The sequence below is a fragment of the Paenibacillus sp. GQ49 genome (genome assembly GCF_059759055.1).
Window position 1 is genome coordinate 175201 of record NZ_JCAXEL010000005.1, and the last position, 16721, is coordinate 191921.

Annotated in this window: 12 protein-coding genes; 8 read left to right on the forward strand and 4 right to left on the reverse strand. The window is 42.9% G+C overall.

Features of this window, described 5'->3' with window-relative positions:
* Nucleotides 1-347: 347 nt before the first annotated feature.
* Nucleotides 348-1706, reverse strand: coding sequence for an alkaline phosphatase (locus AC6CIF_RS12080; RefSeq protein ID WP_498199812.1), 1359 nt, complete (start codon nt 1704-1706; stop codon nt 348-350).
* Between the two features lie 348 nt (nt 1707-2054).
* Here AC6CIF_RS12080 and AC6CIF_RS12085 point away from each other — a divergent pair, with 348 nt between their 5' ends.
* The 6 genes from AC6CIF_RS12085 (at nt 2055) to AC6CIF_RS12110 (ending at nt 10294) form a co-directional block, all read left to right on the forward strand.
* Complete coding sequence (locus AC6CIF_RS12085; RefSeq protein ID WP_498199813.1) at nt 2055-3869, forward strand: glycoside hydrolase family 43 protein; 1815 nt, start codon at nt 2055-2057, stop codon at nt 3867-3869.
* Nucleotides 3870-4103: 234 nt separating this feature from the next.
* On the forward strand, nt 4104-4418 hold the full coding sequence (locus AC6CIF_RS12090) for an ArsR/SmtB family transcription factor (RefSeq protein WP_339296825.1): 315 nt from the start codon (nt 4104-4106) through the stop codon (nt 4416-4418).
* On the forward strand, nt 4415-6889 hold the full coding sequence (locus tag AC6CIF_RS12095) for an FAD-dependent oxidoreductase (protein WP_498199814.1): 2475 nt from the start codon (nt 4415-4417) through the stop codon (nt 6887-6889). The genes AC6CIF_RS12090 and AC6CIF_RS12095 overlap by 4 nt, the downstream gene beginning before the upstream one ends.
* A gap of 255 nt (nt 6890-7144) precedes the next feature.
* Entirely contained in the window at nt 7145-7963 is an 819-nt protein-coding gene (locus AC6CIF_RS12100) for a MerR family transcriptional regulator (RefSeq protein WP_498199918.1), read from the forward strand.
* A 24-nt stretch (nt 7964-7987) separates the two neighbouring features.
* On the forward strand, nt 7988-9160 hold the full coding sequence (locus AC6CIF_RS12105; protein ID WP_340904743.1) for an MFS transporter: 1173 nt from the start codon (nt 7988-7990) through the stop codon (nt 9158-9160).
* Nucleotides 9161-9349: 189 nt separating this feature from the next.
* On the forward strand, nt 9350-10294 hold the full coding sequence (locus AC6CIF_RS12110) for an ROK family protein (protein WP_498199815.1): 945 nt from the start codon (nt 9350-9352) through the stop codon (nt 10292-10294).
* Between the two features lie 46 nt (nt 10295-10340).
* Here the strand turns inward: AC6CIF_RS12110 and AC6CIF_RS12115 are convergent, their stop codons facing one another.
* Nucleotides 10341-11597, reverse strand: a complete 1257-nt coding sequence (locus tag AC6CIF_RS12115) for a helix-turn-helix domain-containing protein (protein WP_498199816.1) — start codon at nt 11595-11597, stop codon at nt 10341-10343.
* A gap of 274 nt (nt 11598-11871) precedes the next feature.
* On the opposite strand from AC6CIF_RS12115, the gene AC6CIF_RS12120 reads away from it, so the two are divergent.
* Both AC6CIF_RS12120 and uidA read left to right on the forward strand, forming a co-directional pair.
* Nucleotides 11872-13224, forward strand: coding sequence for an MFS transporter (locus AC6CIF_RS12120; protein WP_498199817.1), 1353 nt, complete (start codon nt 11872-11874; stop codon nt 13222-13224).
* A gap of 75 nt (nt 13225-13299) precedes the next feature.
* Nucleotides 13300-15087 carry a beta-glucuronidase gene (gene uidA, locus AC6CIF_RS12125; RefSeq protein ID WP_498199818.1) on the forward strand — a complete coding sequence of 596 codons (1788 nt, stop codon included), beginning with the start codon at nt 13300-13302 and terminating at the stop codon, nt 15085-15087.
* 354 nt (nt 15088-15441) lie between these two features.
* On the opposite strand, the gene AC6CIF_RS12130 is transcribed toward uidA, so the two are convergent.
* The gene (locus AC6CIF_RS12130; protein ID WP_498199819.1) at nt 15442-15678 is read right to left on the reverse strand and encodes a hypothetical protein; all 237 of its coding nucleotides are present in this window, start codon (nt 15676-15678) and stop codon (nt 15442-15444) included.
* A gap of 252 nt (nt 15679-15930) precedes the next feature.
* On the reverse strand, nt 15931-16692 hold the full coding sequence (locus AC6CIF_RS12135; protein WP_498199820.1) for a helix-turn-helix transcriptional regulator: 762 nt from the start codon (nt 16690-16692) through the stop codon (nt 15931-15933).
* Nucleotides 16693-16721: the final 29 nt, after the last annotated feature.

The following is a 16721-nucleotide window of genomic DNA, read 5'->3' on the forward strand; positions in this document are numbered from 1 at the left end:
GAATATAGTTGTGGGCAAGCTGCCTTAACCATTCGTTAACTGCATTTATCGGATTTCTCTCCCTTCAATGCGAGCGGTTTTGTATAAGGTAACCAACTCCATGGGATATAATGCATATTAGCAAATTCGGAACAGGCATGCTCTTGCATTCGTCTGGCATCGTACGCCTTACTCGAAGTGAATGGACAAGTTTCGGTCATGAAAAAAGCCAAGTATAGAACGGCTACGGTTGAGGTTGTTCATAAAAAGGTAGAGTGGCATATCAATAAGGATTTTATGAAAAAAATCCCTTCTCTTCGGATGAAAGAAGAGAAGGGATGATCGTAAACTATTGAATTATTATCGAATTATTGGTGTTTGCTGAGAATATCGAATATGACCTTGGCATTATCTGTGTTGTCGATCAAACCAGCGAAGCGATGACTTGCCGGGCCGTAGGCATAGACCGGAACATCTTCACCTGTATGTCCACCTGTTGTCCAGCCCGTAAATGAACGGTTATCAATAATCGCTTCAATGGCATTATCAATCTTTGTTACATCCGCGGTTTGGGCTGCTTCTTTCACCGATTGAATCTCTTCCGGTTTCAACTCCAGTTTCAGATAACTTTTTAGTGTTTCTTCAACCGAAGCACCTTTTGCAATTTGTGCTGCCATGAAGTCAGGTGTACGCAGTGCAGCTTTGATCGGGTCTACGAAGAAGTTGTATTCTCCGTCTTTTCCCAGGGTAAGTCCGCCCGTGGAGTGGTCGGCAGTAGCAACGACAAGTGTTTCACCGTCTTTTTTGGCAAAATCAATAGCTGCCTGAAATGCTGCTGCGAAATCATCCATTTCACTCATCGCACCAACGATATCATTATCATGTCCAGCCCAGTCGATCTGGCTGCCTTCGACCATTAGAAAGAATCCTTTGTCATTCGAACTGAGACGATCAATCGCTGTATTGGTCATCTCAGCCAATGATGGAGTTGCAGCACTACGATCAATCAACTTGTCCAGACCTCCGTCCGCAAACAGTCCAAGCACTTGTTGATTCTTATCAGCAAGGAGAGAGGAACGATCCGTGACATAGCTGAATCCGGCCTTCTGAAACTCCTTCGTCAGGTCACGACCCTCGCGTACAAAATTGGATTTCCCTCCACCAAGAAGTACATCCACCTTATGCTTGCCATTAATCAACTCATCATAATAATCGTCCGCAATTGCATCCATATTTTTTCGACTGATATCATGGGCACCAAATGCAGCTGGTGTAGCATGAGTGATCTCAGACGTAGCCACAAGTCCGGTGGACTTGCCGTTTTCTTTGGCCTGTTCAAGTACGGTTTTGACTTCCTTCTGCTCAGGGTCAACCGCAATGGCCGCATTGTAGGTTTTCACACCCGCCGACATGGCCGTTGCTGCGGAAGCGGAATCCGTTACATTTTGTTTATCATCATCCGGATAGGTCATTTGTGCCCCAACCAGATAAGGGTCAAATACGGTTTTGTCCATGCCCTTCGTTGAAGGATCATCTTTCATATAACGGTAGGCGGAAGTATAAGAGGTCCCCATGCCATCCCCAATGAGGAAGATGATGTTCTTGATTTGTTTTTTCTCCACACTTACAGCTTGAACCGCACTTGCTTGTCCTGCAGACAAGAGAGTAGAAGCCGATACAGCCAGAGTCAGCGCTACCGCTGGTAATACTCTTTTGGATAATTTCACAATGATTCCTCCTCGTAATATCTCAACAACAAAAATGAATGCATGAATCTATATTCATTTGTTCATCATTAAGCAGATTAGCATTTATTTGTAAATGATAACCAAGAATTTTGTATACCTTAGGTAAAATAAAGGCGATGTTTTGATTCTTTGCATGAGGAGCAAGTCAAACATTCCAATCAGGGCAATAGTTTCCGGCGAAAGATTCACATGATCTACAACATACGAGATTACAAAAATATACTCATCCCGCTGTTTTTGAAGTATGATACAACATAAGTGGAACGCTTTCATTTTTTTGATGACGGTTAGTATAAAGTCAATTTCATTTCAGGAGGCTCATTACCATTGACCAAAACAACTCCAACTTATGACGGGTATCTCTTTGTACATTTTATTGGCGAACAACCAGACGGAGAGCAGGTTTATTTCTCCTATAGCGAGGATGGTCTTCACTGGAAAGATCTTAATGGCGGATCGCCTGTGCTGTTTTCCGACCTTGGAGAGAAGGGGGTACGGGACCCGTTTCTGGTTCGTTCAGTCAAGGAAAATAAATTTTATCTGATTGCTACGGATCTCCGCATCGCAAGCGGCAAGGGATGGACTCATGCCGTTAATACCGGAAGCCGTGACGTAATCATATGGGAATCCAGCAATCTCGTAAACTGGTCATCCCCATGGAACGTTACACTAGGTGTTGAGGATGCTGGATGTGTCTGGGCACCGGAAGCTGTGTATGATGAAATGGCAGATGAGTTTCTTGTATTCTGGGCTTCTGCGACGCAGGAACCTCAGGAGCAAGAACGAAAGCAAAAAATATACAGCGCTCGTACAAAAGATTTTCGTACGTTCTCTGCATCGGAAAAATACATTGAGCGGGATAATCATATTATTGATACAACGATTCTTCCAGCGGATGGCTCTTATTATCGATACTCCAAGGATGAAACAACCAAAAACATACGGGTAGAAAAAGGAGACTCTCTCGACAAAGGGGCGTTTGTTACGCTTCAAGCCCCGGTACTGGAGGCTGTGGCAGGTGTGGAAGGACCTCAAATCTTTAAATTCAATGACCGGGAGGAATGGTGCCTGATTGTTGATCGATTTGCTGAAGGAAAGGGTTATCTTCCTCTGCTGACTACGGATCTGGGAAGCGGAGAATTCCGAATCGTCCCTGATGGTGAATTCGATATGGGAACGACTCAGAAGCGGCATGGAAGTGTCCTGCCAATCACAGCTGAGGAGTGCAGTCGGCTTCTTGCGGCTTTTGGGGATGGTCATCAGGTGCTTCCCGGACAATATGCCGATCCTGATGTAGCCAAGTTTGAGGATCGTTACTATATGTATCCAACAACAGATGGTTTCGAGGGGTGGTCGGGGACACAGTTCAAGGTGTTTTCTTCTTCAGACCTGAAGCATTGGCAAGACGAAGGTGTTATCCTTGATCTGGGAACAGAGGATGTCGCCTGGGCAACCGGTAATGCTTGGGCACCGGCAATTGCCAGCCATAACGGAAAGTTCTATTTTTATTTCTGTGGCAAAATGCTGAACGGCGAGAGTGCCATTGGCGTTGCTGTAGCGGATACACCGATTGGTCCATTCCTGGCCGAGTCGCAGCCTTTGATCACAATGGAGCAGTTGAAACGTCTGGGCATTACCATGGGCCAGGCTATTGATCCCTCCATCTATATTGAGGATGATGGAAGACCGTATCTGCTATTTGGCAATGGACATGCTGCCATTGTGGAGCTTAATGAAGACATGATAAGTGTCGTGGAGGACACAATGAGTAATCTGGCGGGCTTACATGATTTTCGTGAGGCGGTAACCGTGTTGAAGCAGGGTGGACTATACCACTTTACATGGTCCTGTGATGATACAGGCAGCGAAGACTATCATGTGAATTACGGTACGGCAGAGCAGTTATACGGTCCAATTACCTATCGATACCCAATCCTGAGCAAAAATGTGGAGAAGGGCATGCTGGGCACAGGGCATCACTGTATATTTAATGATTCCGAAACAGGTCAATACCAGATTGCCTATCATCGTTTTGTCACGCCACTGTCCAGATTTTCCTCTGGAAAGGGGTATCACCGCGAAATATGTATGGACCCGCTTCTTTTTGGTAAGGACGGACTGATTCAGCCTGTTATACTCTAACATAAGCCGTTCAATTGAATCGCTATCTATAATAAAGGCCTGATACAAACATAAATGCCTTTCAAATATCGCTTTAGCGGTTTTGGCAGGCATTTTTATCATCCACCTGAAACAAGTCAAAGCCGTAGGGTTGAGCGGGTGTCAAACTTATTGAACGCGTTCATTCGAGAATACATTTGACATAAGAATCAATAAATCGTATTATTACGATATAACGATTTAGGAGGAATACTTTTGAACACTCCCGCTTTTGACAGCAATAACATTAAACAGTTCGATGAACCTGCTAATCTGCTGAAAGCTTTATCTCACCCCATTCGTTTATGCATTGTGCGGGGACTGATGATGAAAAAAAAATGTAATGTTTCTTATATGCAGGAATGTCTGGATCTTCCCCAATCAACAGTCTCTCAACACCTCCAGAAACTTCGTAGTGCTGGTATTGTTGCGACGGAGCGGAATGGTCTTGAAGTAAACTATGTGCTTGCCGACAAACGGGTTGAACAGATTATTAAAACTTTATTTGAAAAGGATGATTGTGAATCATGAGCAAAAAAGTACTGATTGTTGGCGGTGTAGCTGGAGGTGCATCTGCAGCTGCACGTCTTCGCCGTCTGGATGAACATGCCGAGATTATTATCTTTGAGAAAGGGCCCTATATCTCATTTGCCAATTGTGGCTTGCCTTATTATATAGGTGGCTCAATCGAAGATCGAGAGCGTCTGCTGGTGCAAACGCCAAAAGGGATGGCAGATCGCTTTCGTATCGATGTGCGTACAAGAAGTGAGGTTGTAGCTATCGATTCGCAGAAGCGAGTGGTTAAGATACAGTCCCAGGAGCGCGGTGCATATGAAGAAAGCTATGATGAGTTGATTTTGTCACCAGGTGCAAAACCGATCATTCCTGATCTTCCGGGCAAGGACAATCCACTAATTTATACCGTACGAAGTATTCCAGATATTGATCGGATCAAAGAACAGGTAAGTTCTTCTAACAACAAGTCTTCGATCGTCATAGGCGGCGGATTTATCGGCGTAGAAATGGCTGAGAATCTAAAGGAAGCTGGTCTGGATGTAACGCTTATTGAGGGGAACGCACAAGTACTCACACCATATGATCCCGAGTTAGGAGCCGCATTGGCACAGGAAATGGAGAATCATGGTGTAAACCTGCTGTTTTCCAAGCGTGTTCAGGGATTCCATTCCCTAGAGCAGGGCATAGGAGTTGAACTTGCAGATGGTCATACGCTGACTGCTGACATGGTTATTCTTGCGATAGGCGTAACACCGGACACCTATTTTTTGAAGGATAGCGGCGTTTCGCTGGGTGCACGTGGACATATTATCGTAAATGAAGCTTTAGAAAGCAGTGTGCCACATATCTATGCTGTTGGGGATGCGATCGAAGTAACCGAAACCATTCATGGTACGAAGGCAACGATACCACTTGCCGGACCTGCCAACAAACAAGGTCGTATTGTTGCCGACCGTATCGCAGGGCTTCCTTCTACCTATAAAGGAACACAAGGTACGTCCATTATCAAAGTATTTGGAATGACCGCAGCTACGACAGGCAGTAATGAAAAAACACTGCAGCGTCTCGGCGTGGAATATCAAACCGTTATTGTACACCCTGCTTCTCATGCATCTTATTATCCGGGTTCAAGCGCGATTACTCTTAAACTGCTGTTTACTCCGGAAGGTAAAATTTTGGGCGCACAAGCAGTCGGTTATGATGGAGTGGATAAACGAATAGATGATATTGCTGTAGCCATTCATTTTGGAGGGCATGTCCGGGATTTGACAGAGCTTGAACTGAGTTACGCACCACCTTATTCTTCTGCCAAAGATCCCGTGAATATGGCTGGATATGCGGCAGAGAATATGATCACCGGACGTGTTCAGACGTTCACCTATAATCAACTGGCTGATCGTCAGCCGGGGCAGTCCATACTTCTGGATGTTCGCAGTGAAATCGAGCATCAAAATGGTCATATTCCGGATTCACTCTCTATTCCAGTTGATGAGCTTCGTCAACGTTTAGATGAATTAGACCCATCCAAAGAAATCTGGCTATACTGTCAAGTCGGCTTACGTGGTTACACTGCTTCGCAAATTTTGCGTCAGCATGGTTTTAGTGTAAAAAATCTGAGTGGTGGTTATAAAACATACCGTCAAGCCCAGTTTAAGCCTGCTCCATTTACTGCTATAAAACAAGAGCAGCATGATCCTGCGGTGGACGTTAAGGAAGAAAAGTCTATTCCCTCTGACTCGACACAGCCGCAGCGTATTGATCATGAGTTGAACGTATGCGGATTAAGTTGTCCTGGTCCCCTGATTCAGGTTAAGCAGAAAATGGATCAACTCTCAAACGGAGAAACCCTTCGTGTGAAAGCTTCCGATCCAGGCTTCTATGAAGATGTCAAAGCATGGGCCACGATGTCGGGTTCCACAATCTTGCAGTTGGAAAGAATGAAAGGCGGTACGATTGAGTCTGTCATTGCTAAAAATACAGCACAACCCGTATCGGAGGCCCCAATCAGCGATCCTAATCCTGCCAGCACGATGGTTGTCTTCAGTGGCGATCTGGATAAAGCGATCGCTTCACTCATTATTGCAAATGGGGCCGCAGCCAGTGGTCGGAAAGTAACCCTATTTTTCACGTTTTGGGGATTGAGCATTATTCGCAAGCAGCAGCCGCAGAAGTTATCCAAAACCATGATCGGCCGTATGTTTGATATGATGTTACCTCGCGGTAGCCAGAAGCTTGGCATGTCCAAAATGAATATGCTCGGTGCAGGCCCGAAGATGATCCGTGGTTTGATGAAAAAACATCATGTACCTTCGTTGGAGGAATTGATAGAGAGCGCAATTGCTCAAGGAGTAGAGATCGTGGCCTGCCAAATGTCCATGGATTTAATGGGAATTCAACGTGAAGAATTAATAGACCAAGTTAAAATTGGTGGTGTCGGTTACTATCTTGGACAAGCATCACAAGCCAATCATAATCTGTTTATTTAAAAAAATTAGTAATGCTGAGCAGGATAATTGAATGCGTACCGAGAGAATGCCACGATAAGTGGCATTTTTTTGTTCAAAAAAAATGAACGTTTTATTCAGAAACGGTTCTTTGACTTACCCATAACAGCAACATAGAGTGATGACAAGGACGGTGGTTGATTTTAGCTAGGCAAATGAGAAGCATATATACCCTTGACTTTCCCCTGTACGGGAAACTATATACTCGCATTATGTTAAAAGATTGGAGATGATATGTTGTTCAAAATCAGTGCGTTTTCCAAGCTAAGTAGGGTCTCATTAAAAACACTGCGTTATTATGATCAGATTGGCATACTTAAGCCGAGAAAGGTAGATCACGATACGGGTTACCGTTACTATTCCGCAGATCAGCTTCTCGAGCTTAACCGAATCTTCATTTATAAAGAATTGGGGTTCACGTTGCCACAAATTACACAGCTGTTACAGGAACATATTACATTGGAGAATATTCAAGGCATGTTTAAGCTAAAAAGAAGCGAAATTCAACAAATTATTGATACGGAACAAGCCAAACTCGTCCGGATTGAGGAACGCATGCAGCTTATAGAGGAAGAGGGGCACGTCGAAACTGGGCAAGAAATTCGAATCAAAGAGGAGGGTGCTCGGCAGTTTCTTTTTCAGACAGGGAGCGGGAGGGAAGAGGAGATCCCGAGTTTATTTCATCAGTTTGATCAGTCATTAACAAAAGAAATGCGCCAACTGATCGACGGACCTCAGGTTGTTTTGTGGAAAGAAATCGCAGGACAAGAGGAAGAGTTCGAGTTTGAAATAGGTTACTTCTTAAGCTGTGAGCTGCGATCACCTCCCGACCCATTTCAACTGCGGACTCTTCCTGCTGAGCCCATGATGGCCACCATAGCTTATCGTTCCAATGCCACCTTTGCCTGTAAAGCCTGTGTTCATCTAGCTACATGGATTGAGAAGAATAACTATCAGATTAAGGAAAACGAGTCTGGTAGGGAACTGTACTTACCCTTATCTCAAGAACAAGATGCACAATTGATAGAAATACAAATCCCCATACTAAATAGATAACTGTAGAAGACGGAGTGGAGTAAATTGAAAAATAAATGGATTATATATATCTTGGCATTGGCTGTTTTTCTGATTGGAACCCTTGAATACATTATTACAGGAGTCATTGAAATGATCGCCTCAGACTTGAGCGTATCTACTTCCGAAGTGGGTTTACTGGTGACTGTATTCGCTCTGGCAGCGGCCATTATCGCTCCGATTCTCATTGCAATTACAATAAATATGGATCGCAAGAAGTTACTGTTGTCCGCCCTCAGTGTGTTTATTGCCAGCAACGGACTTATGCTTGTTGACCTTTCTTACGAAACTTTACTATGGGTGCGAATTATTCAAGGGGCTAGCGGAGGAGTGGCTACCGTAGTAGCAATGGCCGTATCGACACGACTGGTTGAAAAAGAAAAAAGGGGCAATGCCATCGGCATCATTTTGATGGGGCTAAGCAGTTCGCTAGTGCTCGGTGTCCCATTGGGCACATTTTTTAGTGAAATGTTTGGATGGAGAGTTCTATTTATATTCATTGGATTGTTAAGTGTTCTTCCATTACTTATTATCTACAAAAAGGTTCCGGCAATCAAAGAGGAAGAAAAGATCACCCTCAGAATGCAACTCTCCATTTTAAAAAATCCACTCATTCTGACTGCCTTGCTTATTACATTATTGTATATCGGCGGTTATTCGACACTGTTCACGTATATTACGCCTTTCTTGCAAGCTACATCCACTCTTACTATGACCGAGATAAGCGGTGTTCTGTTTCTCGCGGGAATTTGCAGCTTTGTCGGATCAAAAGTGGGCGGACAATTGGCAGATGCAAAGGGATCAAAGTTTACAATTTGTCTAGGCCTTCTGTTACAAGGCATAACTCTTCTTTTGTTTGCTCTAGCTGGAGTTAATCTTATGATGTTAATCTTGGTTTTAATGATTTTTATGTTAGCAACGTGGAGCATATCTCCGGCCCAGCAACTATATCTGGTTACACTGGCACCTCGTAATCCCGACATTGCCCTTAGCGTAAATACGTCATTTATCCAATTTGGTTTTGCACTGGGATCTGGATTAGGTGGGATTGTGATCAGTCGTACATCTGTCCTGTATTTGAATTGGTTGGGGTTTGGAGCTGTAGGAATTGCTTTACTTCTTGCGATACTGCTATTTAAGAAATCGAGAAGCAGGACTGGAACTCCAGATCCAGTGTAATTTCAGTGATGGGTAAGCATTCACTGCTCAAGAGATCTTTTTGGTGTATAACAAAGTTATAACGAGAATCACGTGTGTTTTGCGTATCAGATATGACCAATTCCTGCTCAAGTGGGGAACGTTTCTCGGTATCAAAATAAATGAGAGCGGAGATTATTATGCGAAAATACATCATCGGAATTGATCTGGGTGGAACCAATATTAAAGTCCGCCATCTTCAACCTGGAGTTTCAAAAAATTCATGAAAGAAGTGACCCTACGGAGGCGACACAAGGACCGTTTCATGTATTAAACCGAATGGTAGACATTATCCAAGAGATGCTGTCTTATGAAGGAATCCAGCAAGCTTCTATTCTGTGCATAGGTATGGGCATCCCTGGATTATTAGATCCTGAGCAGGGACTATCCATATTTTCACCTAATTTTCCAGACTGGGAGAACATTCATGTAGTCAATTATATGAAAAATCATTTTGAATTCCCCATTTATATCGACAATGATGTTCGGGTAAATCTGTATGGTGAATGGCTGTTTGGTGCAGGCATTGGATCTAAAAACCTGATATTGATTACGTTAGGCACTGGTCTGGGATCTGGTATTGTCAATGACGGAAAGGTCCTCTACGGCACTACATCGAGTGCGGGCGAAATCGGTCATATGAATATGTACCGTGAGGGTCGACCTTGTCGTTGTGGAAGTTCGGGCTGTCTGGGGAGATACGTGTCTGCGATAGGAATCGTCAAAACTTTTACAGACAAGCTTGAGGAAGGCCGGTCAAGTATGGTTCTGAATTGGGTGGGAGAGGATTGGGCTGCAATTACTGCCCGTATGATCTCGGAAGCATACGACCTTGGAGATTCACTTGCTATTGAAGTTATGCATGAGACCGGAAAGACTCTCGGATATGGTCTTTCCAATGTAATCAATCTGTTCAATCCTGAAATGATTATTGTTGGTGGAGGAATGTCCGCAGCCGGAGATCGTCTTCTAAACACCGTTCGTGATACCATCAAAAAGCATTCGTTACAGCTAGCTTACGGAGCTTGTACCATTGTGCAAGCCGAATTGGGAGGACAAGCGGGCATGATTGGTGCTGCCGCCTATGCAAATCATAGGCTGTTCTCGAACCGGTGAGTAAACAAAAGAGCCCATAGAAGCCGCTGTGTGCAGCGGCTTTTTGTTATGTCTGAGCAAGTGAATTCTTTCTTTGATCTTTGAACTGTTTGGGTGTACACCCTGCATAAGTTTTAAATACTTTTGCAAAATAACTCTGATCGTAAAAGTTCAAGAGAGTAGAAATCTCAGCTAAAGAATAATGGGAGTAAGTTAACAGGCTTTCAGCTTCTTCAATTTTCGTTTTCAGAATAAATTGTGATATGGAGATGCCTACTTCTTTTTTGAACAGATTGGATAAATAATTAGGATGAAGGGACGTTATTTTAGCTAACTGGGCAATTGTAATCCGTTCATTTAGATGGTTGAAAATATAATTTTGGCTTATGTTAACTGGCTTCGAATATTTATTTTTTTTGCTATGTTCCACACGTTTCGAAAATTCAACCACTGCATCTTCCATTAAATCTTCCACGGCTTGGCTATCCGTTAATTCCTCTATTTTTAGGATATATAAATCACTAAGATTATAAGCAATCTCTTGAAAAACGCCGCCTTCTACCGCTGCTCTAGTCGCGAGAGTGATGAGGGAGATCGCCAGATTTTTTTGACTACGTAAATAACTCGTCTTGGACAACACACTTTTCTTGCCTTGTTTATGAATAGTATGAAAGGATTCAAGCACTTGATCTGTTCTGCCTAACCGAATAAAATCAAACACTTTCTTTTCTTTATCTATTTCCGTGTGGATCAGATTATTTTGACGGTCGTCTATGATTTGATTATACGGTTGCTCAATCTCTAACGCTTTTTTACAACGATCTTTCTCATTTTTTATCAAAATATCGTCCAGCGTTAACTGTTGCTGATAGAGCATGAAATAAACAGTCATACTCAGATTAATAAAATTAAAAGTACTCATTACAGCGACACCACTGTAATACATCTTCATCTCCTCGTGATCCGCTTTGCTCAACAAATCGCTTAAAGTAACCCGAATGATTTCCTCTGTCATCTTAAAATTAATGATCGGACCTACAATGATGGTTCCTTTCCAATCATGATCAGCATAAATACGTATTGCGAAAAATTTTTCCAGATAGACCGTTTCACGAAAGACAGGAAATTGCTGTATTTCCGTATTGGAAAATAGGTCAGTCATGATCTCATAATCGGAGGAGACTAACGGGTTATGCTGAAAATTTGGAGGTATGACCTGGTAGATTAGCTTGTATCCGTTATCAAAGTAGTAGACAGGTACATTGTATAAATGATGGGTCATGTTACATATATATTCAACATTTTCAGCACGACAGTTATGCATCTCTAAACCTCCGTTCCAATCTCACAAGTAAAATCAAATGTGAATATTCCTATTTCTATGTGAAACATACCATATGAAACGTTACAAGACCGATTATAATTTGTCATGAAATCGATTTCAAGCATGGGTTTAAGGGGGATCAGCTACTCAACCAATATAAACAGAGAACTCACATCATGAAATGAGAGCGTTATCAAAATGGTCTAATTCATATTAACAAAATACAATACAGTTATTCCAAATTGTGAAATATTGAAGAAAGAGGTGGATTTTTATGCGTCCTTTTGGATATAAGGATAAATTCGGATACTTGTTTGGTGATTTTGGAAATGATTTCTTTTTTGCTTTGGTTGGCTCATTTTTGATGGTTTATTACACCGATGTATTTCATATTAACCCGGCGGCGGTCGGAGGATTATTCCTGTTAGCACGCTTATGGGATGCCATAGCAGATGTCTCCTGGGGACGCTTTATTGACTCTCGGAAAGCAACAAAACACGGTAAATTTAAACCATGGATTTATCGAATGTCATTTCCACTTGTGATCTCCGGGGTACTGATGTTTGTTTACATCCCAGGGATGTCGGATGGATTCTATCTTGCCTACGCTTATGTCACTTACATTTTATGGGGGACATTGTACAGCACCGTTAACATCCCTTACGGCTCCATGGCTTCGGTCATTACCGCAGACCCCGTAGAACGTACAGTGCTGTCTACATGGAGATCGCTGGGAGCCACTTTGGCGCAATTATTTGTCGGTGTTGTGGGTCCATTGCTGTTATTTGTAAATAACGAAGCCAATGCTAGCCGTTTTTTGCTGGGAGCCGTCATTTTTGGAATTCTGTCCATTGCTTCCTACATGGCATGTTACAAAATATCGCTTGAACGCGTCAACCCGAATGTGAATGAGAAACCAAACACCAACTTGAGAAAAACGCTTTATGGCCTTTTAAAAAATAGACCGCTGATTGTCTTTCTCATTGGATCACTCATTTTCTTAATCAATTTAATGTTGATTGGTACGGTAAATACGTATTTGTTTAAGGACTATTTTGGTAATGCTCAATTGCTTAGTGTATTTAGTCTGGTTCAGTCTATACCCTTATTTATTGGTATGCCGTTAGTCAAACCACTCGTAGCGAAGTTCGGAAAAAAAGAAGTAGCCGCTGCAGGTTTTTTACTCTCCTCAGGCGTTTACTTGCTGTTATATTTCATTCCGAATCTATCGGCAATTCAATATATGGCGATTCTGTTCATTGGGTTGTTTGGCTATGCTCTGTTCAATCTGATCAGCTGGGCATTTATTACAGACCTGGTTGACTATCATGAACATGTCACAGGGCTGCGCGAGGATGCGACCATATATTCCATTTATTCTTTTTCACGCAAAGTCGGGCAGGCCGTAGCGGGAGGGATAGGCGGGGTAGCCATGGCAGCTGTTGGGTATAAAGCTACACTTCATGTGCAAACACCACGTACGCTTGAAGGCATTTATTTCTTGGCAACGCTAGTACCAGCGATCGGTCTGTTTCTCGTATTTATCTGTATTGCTTTCTTGTATCCATTAAACAAAAAACGCACGGCACAACTTGTAAGCGATATCAAAGAAAAGCGAATGAACTAATACCTATTTGAAACGTGTAACCGACTGGGAGGTAGAGGAAACACCTATTTAATAGAAAATGAAGGAGATGCTTGCATGTTATATCCTATATTGACCGAAACACGTAATATCATCGATCTCAATGGCATTTGGAATTTCAAACTGGATACTGGAGAGGGATTTCAGGAAAATTGGCAAAAGGATAAACTTCAGCATCCGATATCTATGGCAGTTCCAGCTTCATATAACGACATCGGAGTAAGTGCAAAAATTCGTGACCATGTTGGCTGGGTCTGGTACGAGCGTGAGATCATCCTGCCGAATGTAATGAGTGAAGAGAGAATTGTATTACGATTTGGTTCAGTTACTCATTTGGCTAAAGTGTATGTGAACGGGGAGTTCGTTGTGGAACACAAAGGCGGTTTTTTACCTTTTGAAGCTGAAATGAACCGTTACCTGCATAATGGGAAGAATCTCCTAACAGTCGCTGTAAATAATATCGTGGATGAAACAACGTTACCCGTTGGCTCCATCATTGAAAAACAGGTTTCTGACGGGGGAAAAACGCTGCAAAATCTGCCGAATTTCGATTTTTTTAACTATGCCGGTCTACATCGCCCTGTAAAAATATATACAACACCGCAGACCTACATTAAAGATATCACCATCGTGACGCAATTGCATGGTCAGGTTCTTTATTCCATTGATATTGCTGGTTCGGCTTCGGTTAAAGCTAAAATTCTCGATGAAACCGGCACTCTGGTTACACAATTCGAAGGCGAGTCAGGCACAATGATCCTATCCGATGTTAGACTCTGGGAGCCGCTGAATGCCTATTTGTACACGCTGCGTGTAGAACTGGAAATCGAAGGTGAGACGATCGATGTTTATGAACAACCGTTTGGGGTGAGAAGTGTTGAAGTGAAGGAAGGCCAGTTCCTGATCAATGATAAACCTTTTTACTTCAAAGGGTACGGCAAGCATGAGGATACAACAATACACGGCAGAGGTTTGAATGAAGCAGCCAATGTGCTCGATTTTAATCTAATGAAATGGTCGGGAGCCAACTCCTTCCGTACCGCACACTATCCATACTCAGAAGAAGTTATGCGACTGGCAGATCGGGAAGGTTTCGTCGTGATTGATGAGGTGGCAGCGGTGGGTATGCATCTGAACATGCTGGTTGTACATCGCGGGGGCGTGCTGAAGAACACATGGGATGAACTTGATACGTTTGAACATCATCAGGATGTAATTCGAGAACTCATTCAGCGAGACAAAAATCACCCCTGTGTGGTCATGTGGAATATAGCCAACGAGCCTGCCTCTGAGGAAGAGGGGGCATATGAATATTTCAAACCGTTAATTGATTTAACGAGAAAATTAGATCCCCAGAAACGCCCGGTTACCATTGTTACTCAAATGGAATCCTCACCTGAAAAAGATCAGATTGCAGAGCTGTTGGATATCCTCACCTTTAACCGATATTATGGATGGTATGTGGATGGCGGCGATCTGGATTCAGCTAAGGAAAAGCTTCGTGCCGAATTGAATGGCTGGCTAAAAAGATGCCCGAACAAACCCTTCATGATGACCGAATACGGGGCAGACACGGTTGCCGGATTACACGATGTTGAACCTGTGATGTTTACAGAAGAATACCAAGTTGAGTTCTACAGAGCGAACCATGAGGTGTTTGATGAATTTGAACAGTTTGTTGGAGAACAAGTATGGAACTTTGCTGATTTTGCAACCAGTCAGGGAATTATTCGTGTACAGGGCAATAAAAAAGGCATTTTCACACGTGATCGCAAACCGAAATCCATCGCACATGAACTGAAAAGACGTTGGACGGGTATACCGGACTTTTATTATAAGGGTTAATTTAGAAGCAGGATAGCAACTTAAACAACACAGTTATAACCAGGGAAGGCAGCTAATGATATTAATTAGCTGTTTTCTTTTTATTCCAATGAAACGCCAAAAATCGACAGAAAAATAGAATGAATGGGCACCTATCAGGATTGAATCCCCACGAAACAGCAATCGACTCCATTAACGTAGACTTTCCCATCCCGTTTTCACCACTATGTATGTCATTTTGGGATGGAAATCAAGTGTAGGCAGGTTAAGAATGACGGGCAAGTCAAAAGAATACTCTTTGTTGGCAGTTATTTGATTGCGTTTCAGCTGTATTCTCACCAAGTACAGACAAGTGATGTAGCTCATGCCCGGTAATCACGTAAGCAATGGGTCGGAAGCCACATTATCGTTGACCAATCCTGTGCGCATCCAAGCTTCGGGACTCAGACGACGAAACAGAAGAAGCGTGGAGTGCCTTACCACTGCATATTCTTCAGCCAGATCAACCACGGTATACGTTTCAAAAGGATTGTTTTGCATAAGAATGTCCTGATCATATCCTGGAAGAGAGGTCTTATCCCCTCTGGCGATACGAAGCAAACGGCCGCTCATAATACGACCTTCTGGAATTGTAAGAACAGCAGAAATCTTATTTAGCTCACAATATAAGATAAACGCCCCTTTTCACAGCAATTTCCCAAATAAGGTCTCCTGAGATCGTTAGATGAGGATTAATCAATAATCGATCAGGATAAGTCATTGTATCCATTAGGTCAAAACTTTATCTTTAATCATAAGAGAGCGCTACCAACTTGTGAGGAAAACCTGTGAAACAGAGGGAGTCCGTTCCACATGTGCAGATGCTCAGAGCTGCTGCTTGAATTGTTTAGGCGATACACCTGTCATTTGTTTAAACTGGCGGCAAAAATGCTCCACGTTATGGTATCCACACCTGTCGGCAATCTCTGCAACCGTATATTGATGGTGTCTAAGATTCTCTTTGGCCAATCGAATTCGACTATGGATAACATCATGCATACAGGACAACCCAAAAACTTTTTTATAAATAAGCTGCAAGTACCCAGGGCTGATGTTCATCGTTTTAGCCATTCCAGCAACTGTCCATGGGTGACTCGGATTGTTGTGAATCGCTGTTCGAAGTTTCATCAGTGGATAATGCTGCGGGCCAATGTTCTGTTGAACACAAGATTCCAGCAACTTGTTGAATAGTGTTCGAAACAAATAATCAATTGATGATTCCCGGTAGTCTTTCTGGAAGGAGTGCTCCGCGACAAGTAATTGAAACAGCTTATGACAATATTCGTGATCATCTAATGGAAAGGGCTCGCCCAGTGGGAGAGACGTTTCCGTTACATACAGCTCATCACTTGCAAAACGAATCCAATCGTTCACATATTGTTCTGTACAACCGCGATAGTATATTTTCTGATTCGGTGCATACAAAACAGCACAATGGGGCGGATATTCTTCAAGCGTACCATTGACCCAGAACAGAGCGGGAGTATGCGTAATGACCAATAGCCAGCAATCATGTCCTTCGGGAATGTCAAACACAAACGGACTGTGGTGGGCAGCATCATATTCAACGTAAAAAATAGTATTCATTGTTCTTCACCTTTACCAAGCATTTTGTG

Bases quoted from the DNA above. Each gene is read 5' to 3' on its own strand.
- AC6CIF_RS12095 (WP_498199814.1), top strand. From the start codon at position 4,415: ATGAGCAAAAAAGTACTGATTGTTGGCGGTGTAGCTGGAGGTGCATCT.
- AC6CIF_RS12115 (WP_498199816.1), bottom strand. From the start codon at position 11,597: ATGCATAACTGTCGTGCTGAAAATGTTGAATATATATGTAACATGACC.
- AC6CIF_RS12120 (WP_498199817.1), top strand. From the start codon at position 11,872: ATGCGTCCTTTTGGATATAAGGATAAATTCGGATACTTGTTTGGTGAT.
- uidA (WP_498199818.1), top strand. From the start codon at position 13,300: ATGTTATATCCTATATTGACCGAAACACGTAATATCATCGATCTCAAT.
- AC6CIF_RS12130 (WP_498199819.1), bottom strand. From the start codon at position 15,678: ATGAGCGGCCGTTTGCTTCGTATCGCCAGAGGGGATAAGACCTCTCTT.
- AC6CIF_RS12135 (WP_498199820.1), bottom strand. From the start codon at position 16,692: ATGAATACTATTTTTTACGTTGAATATGATGCTGCCCACCACAGTCCG.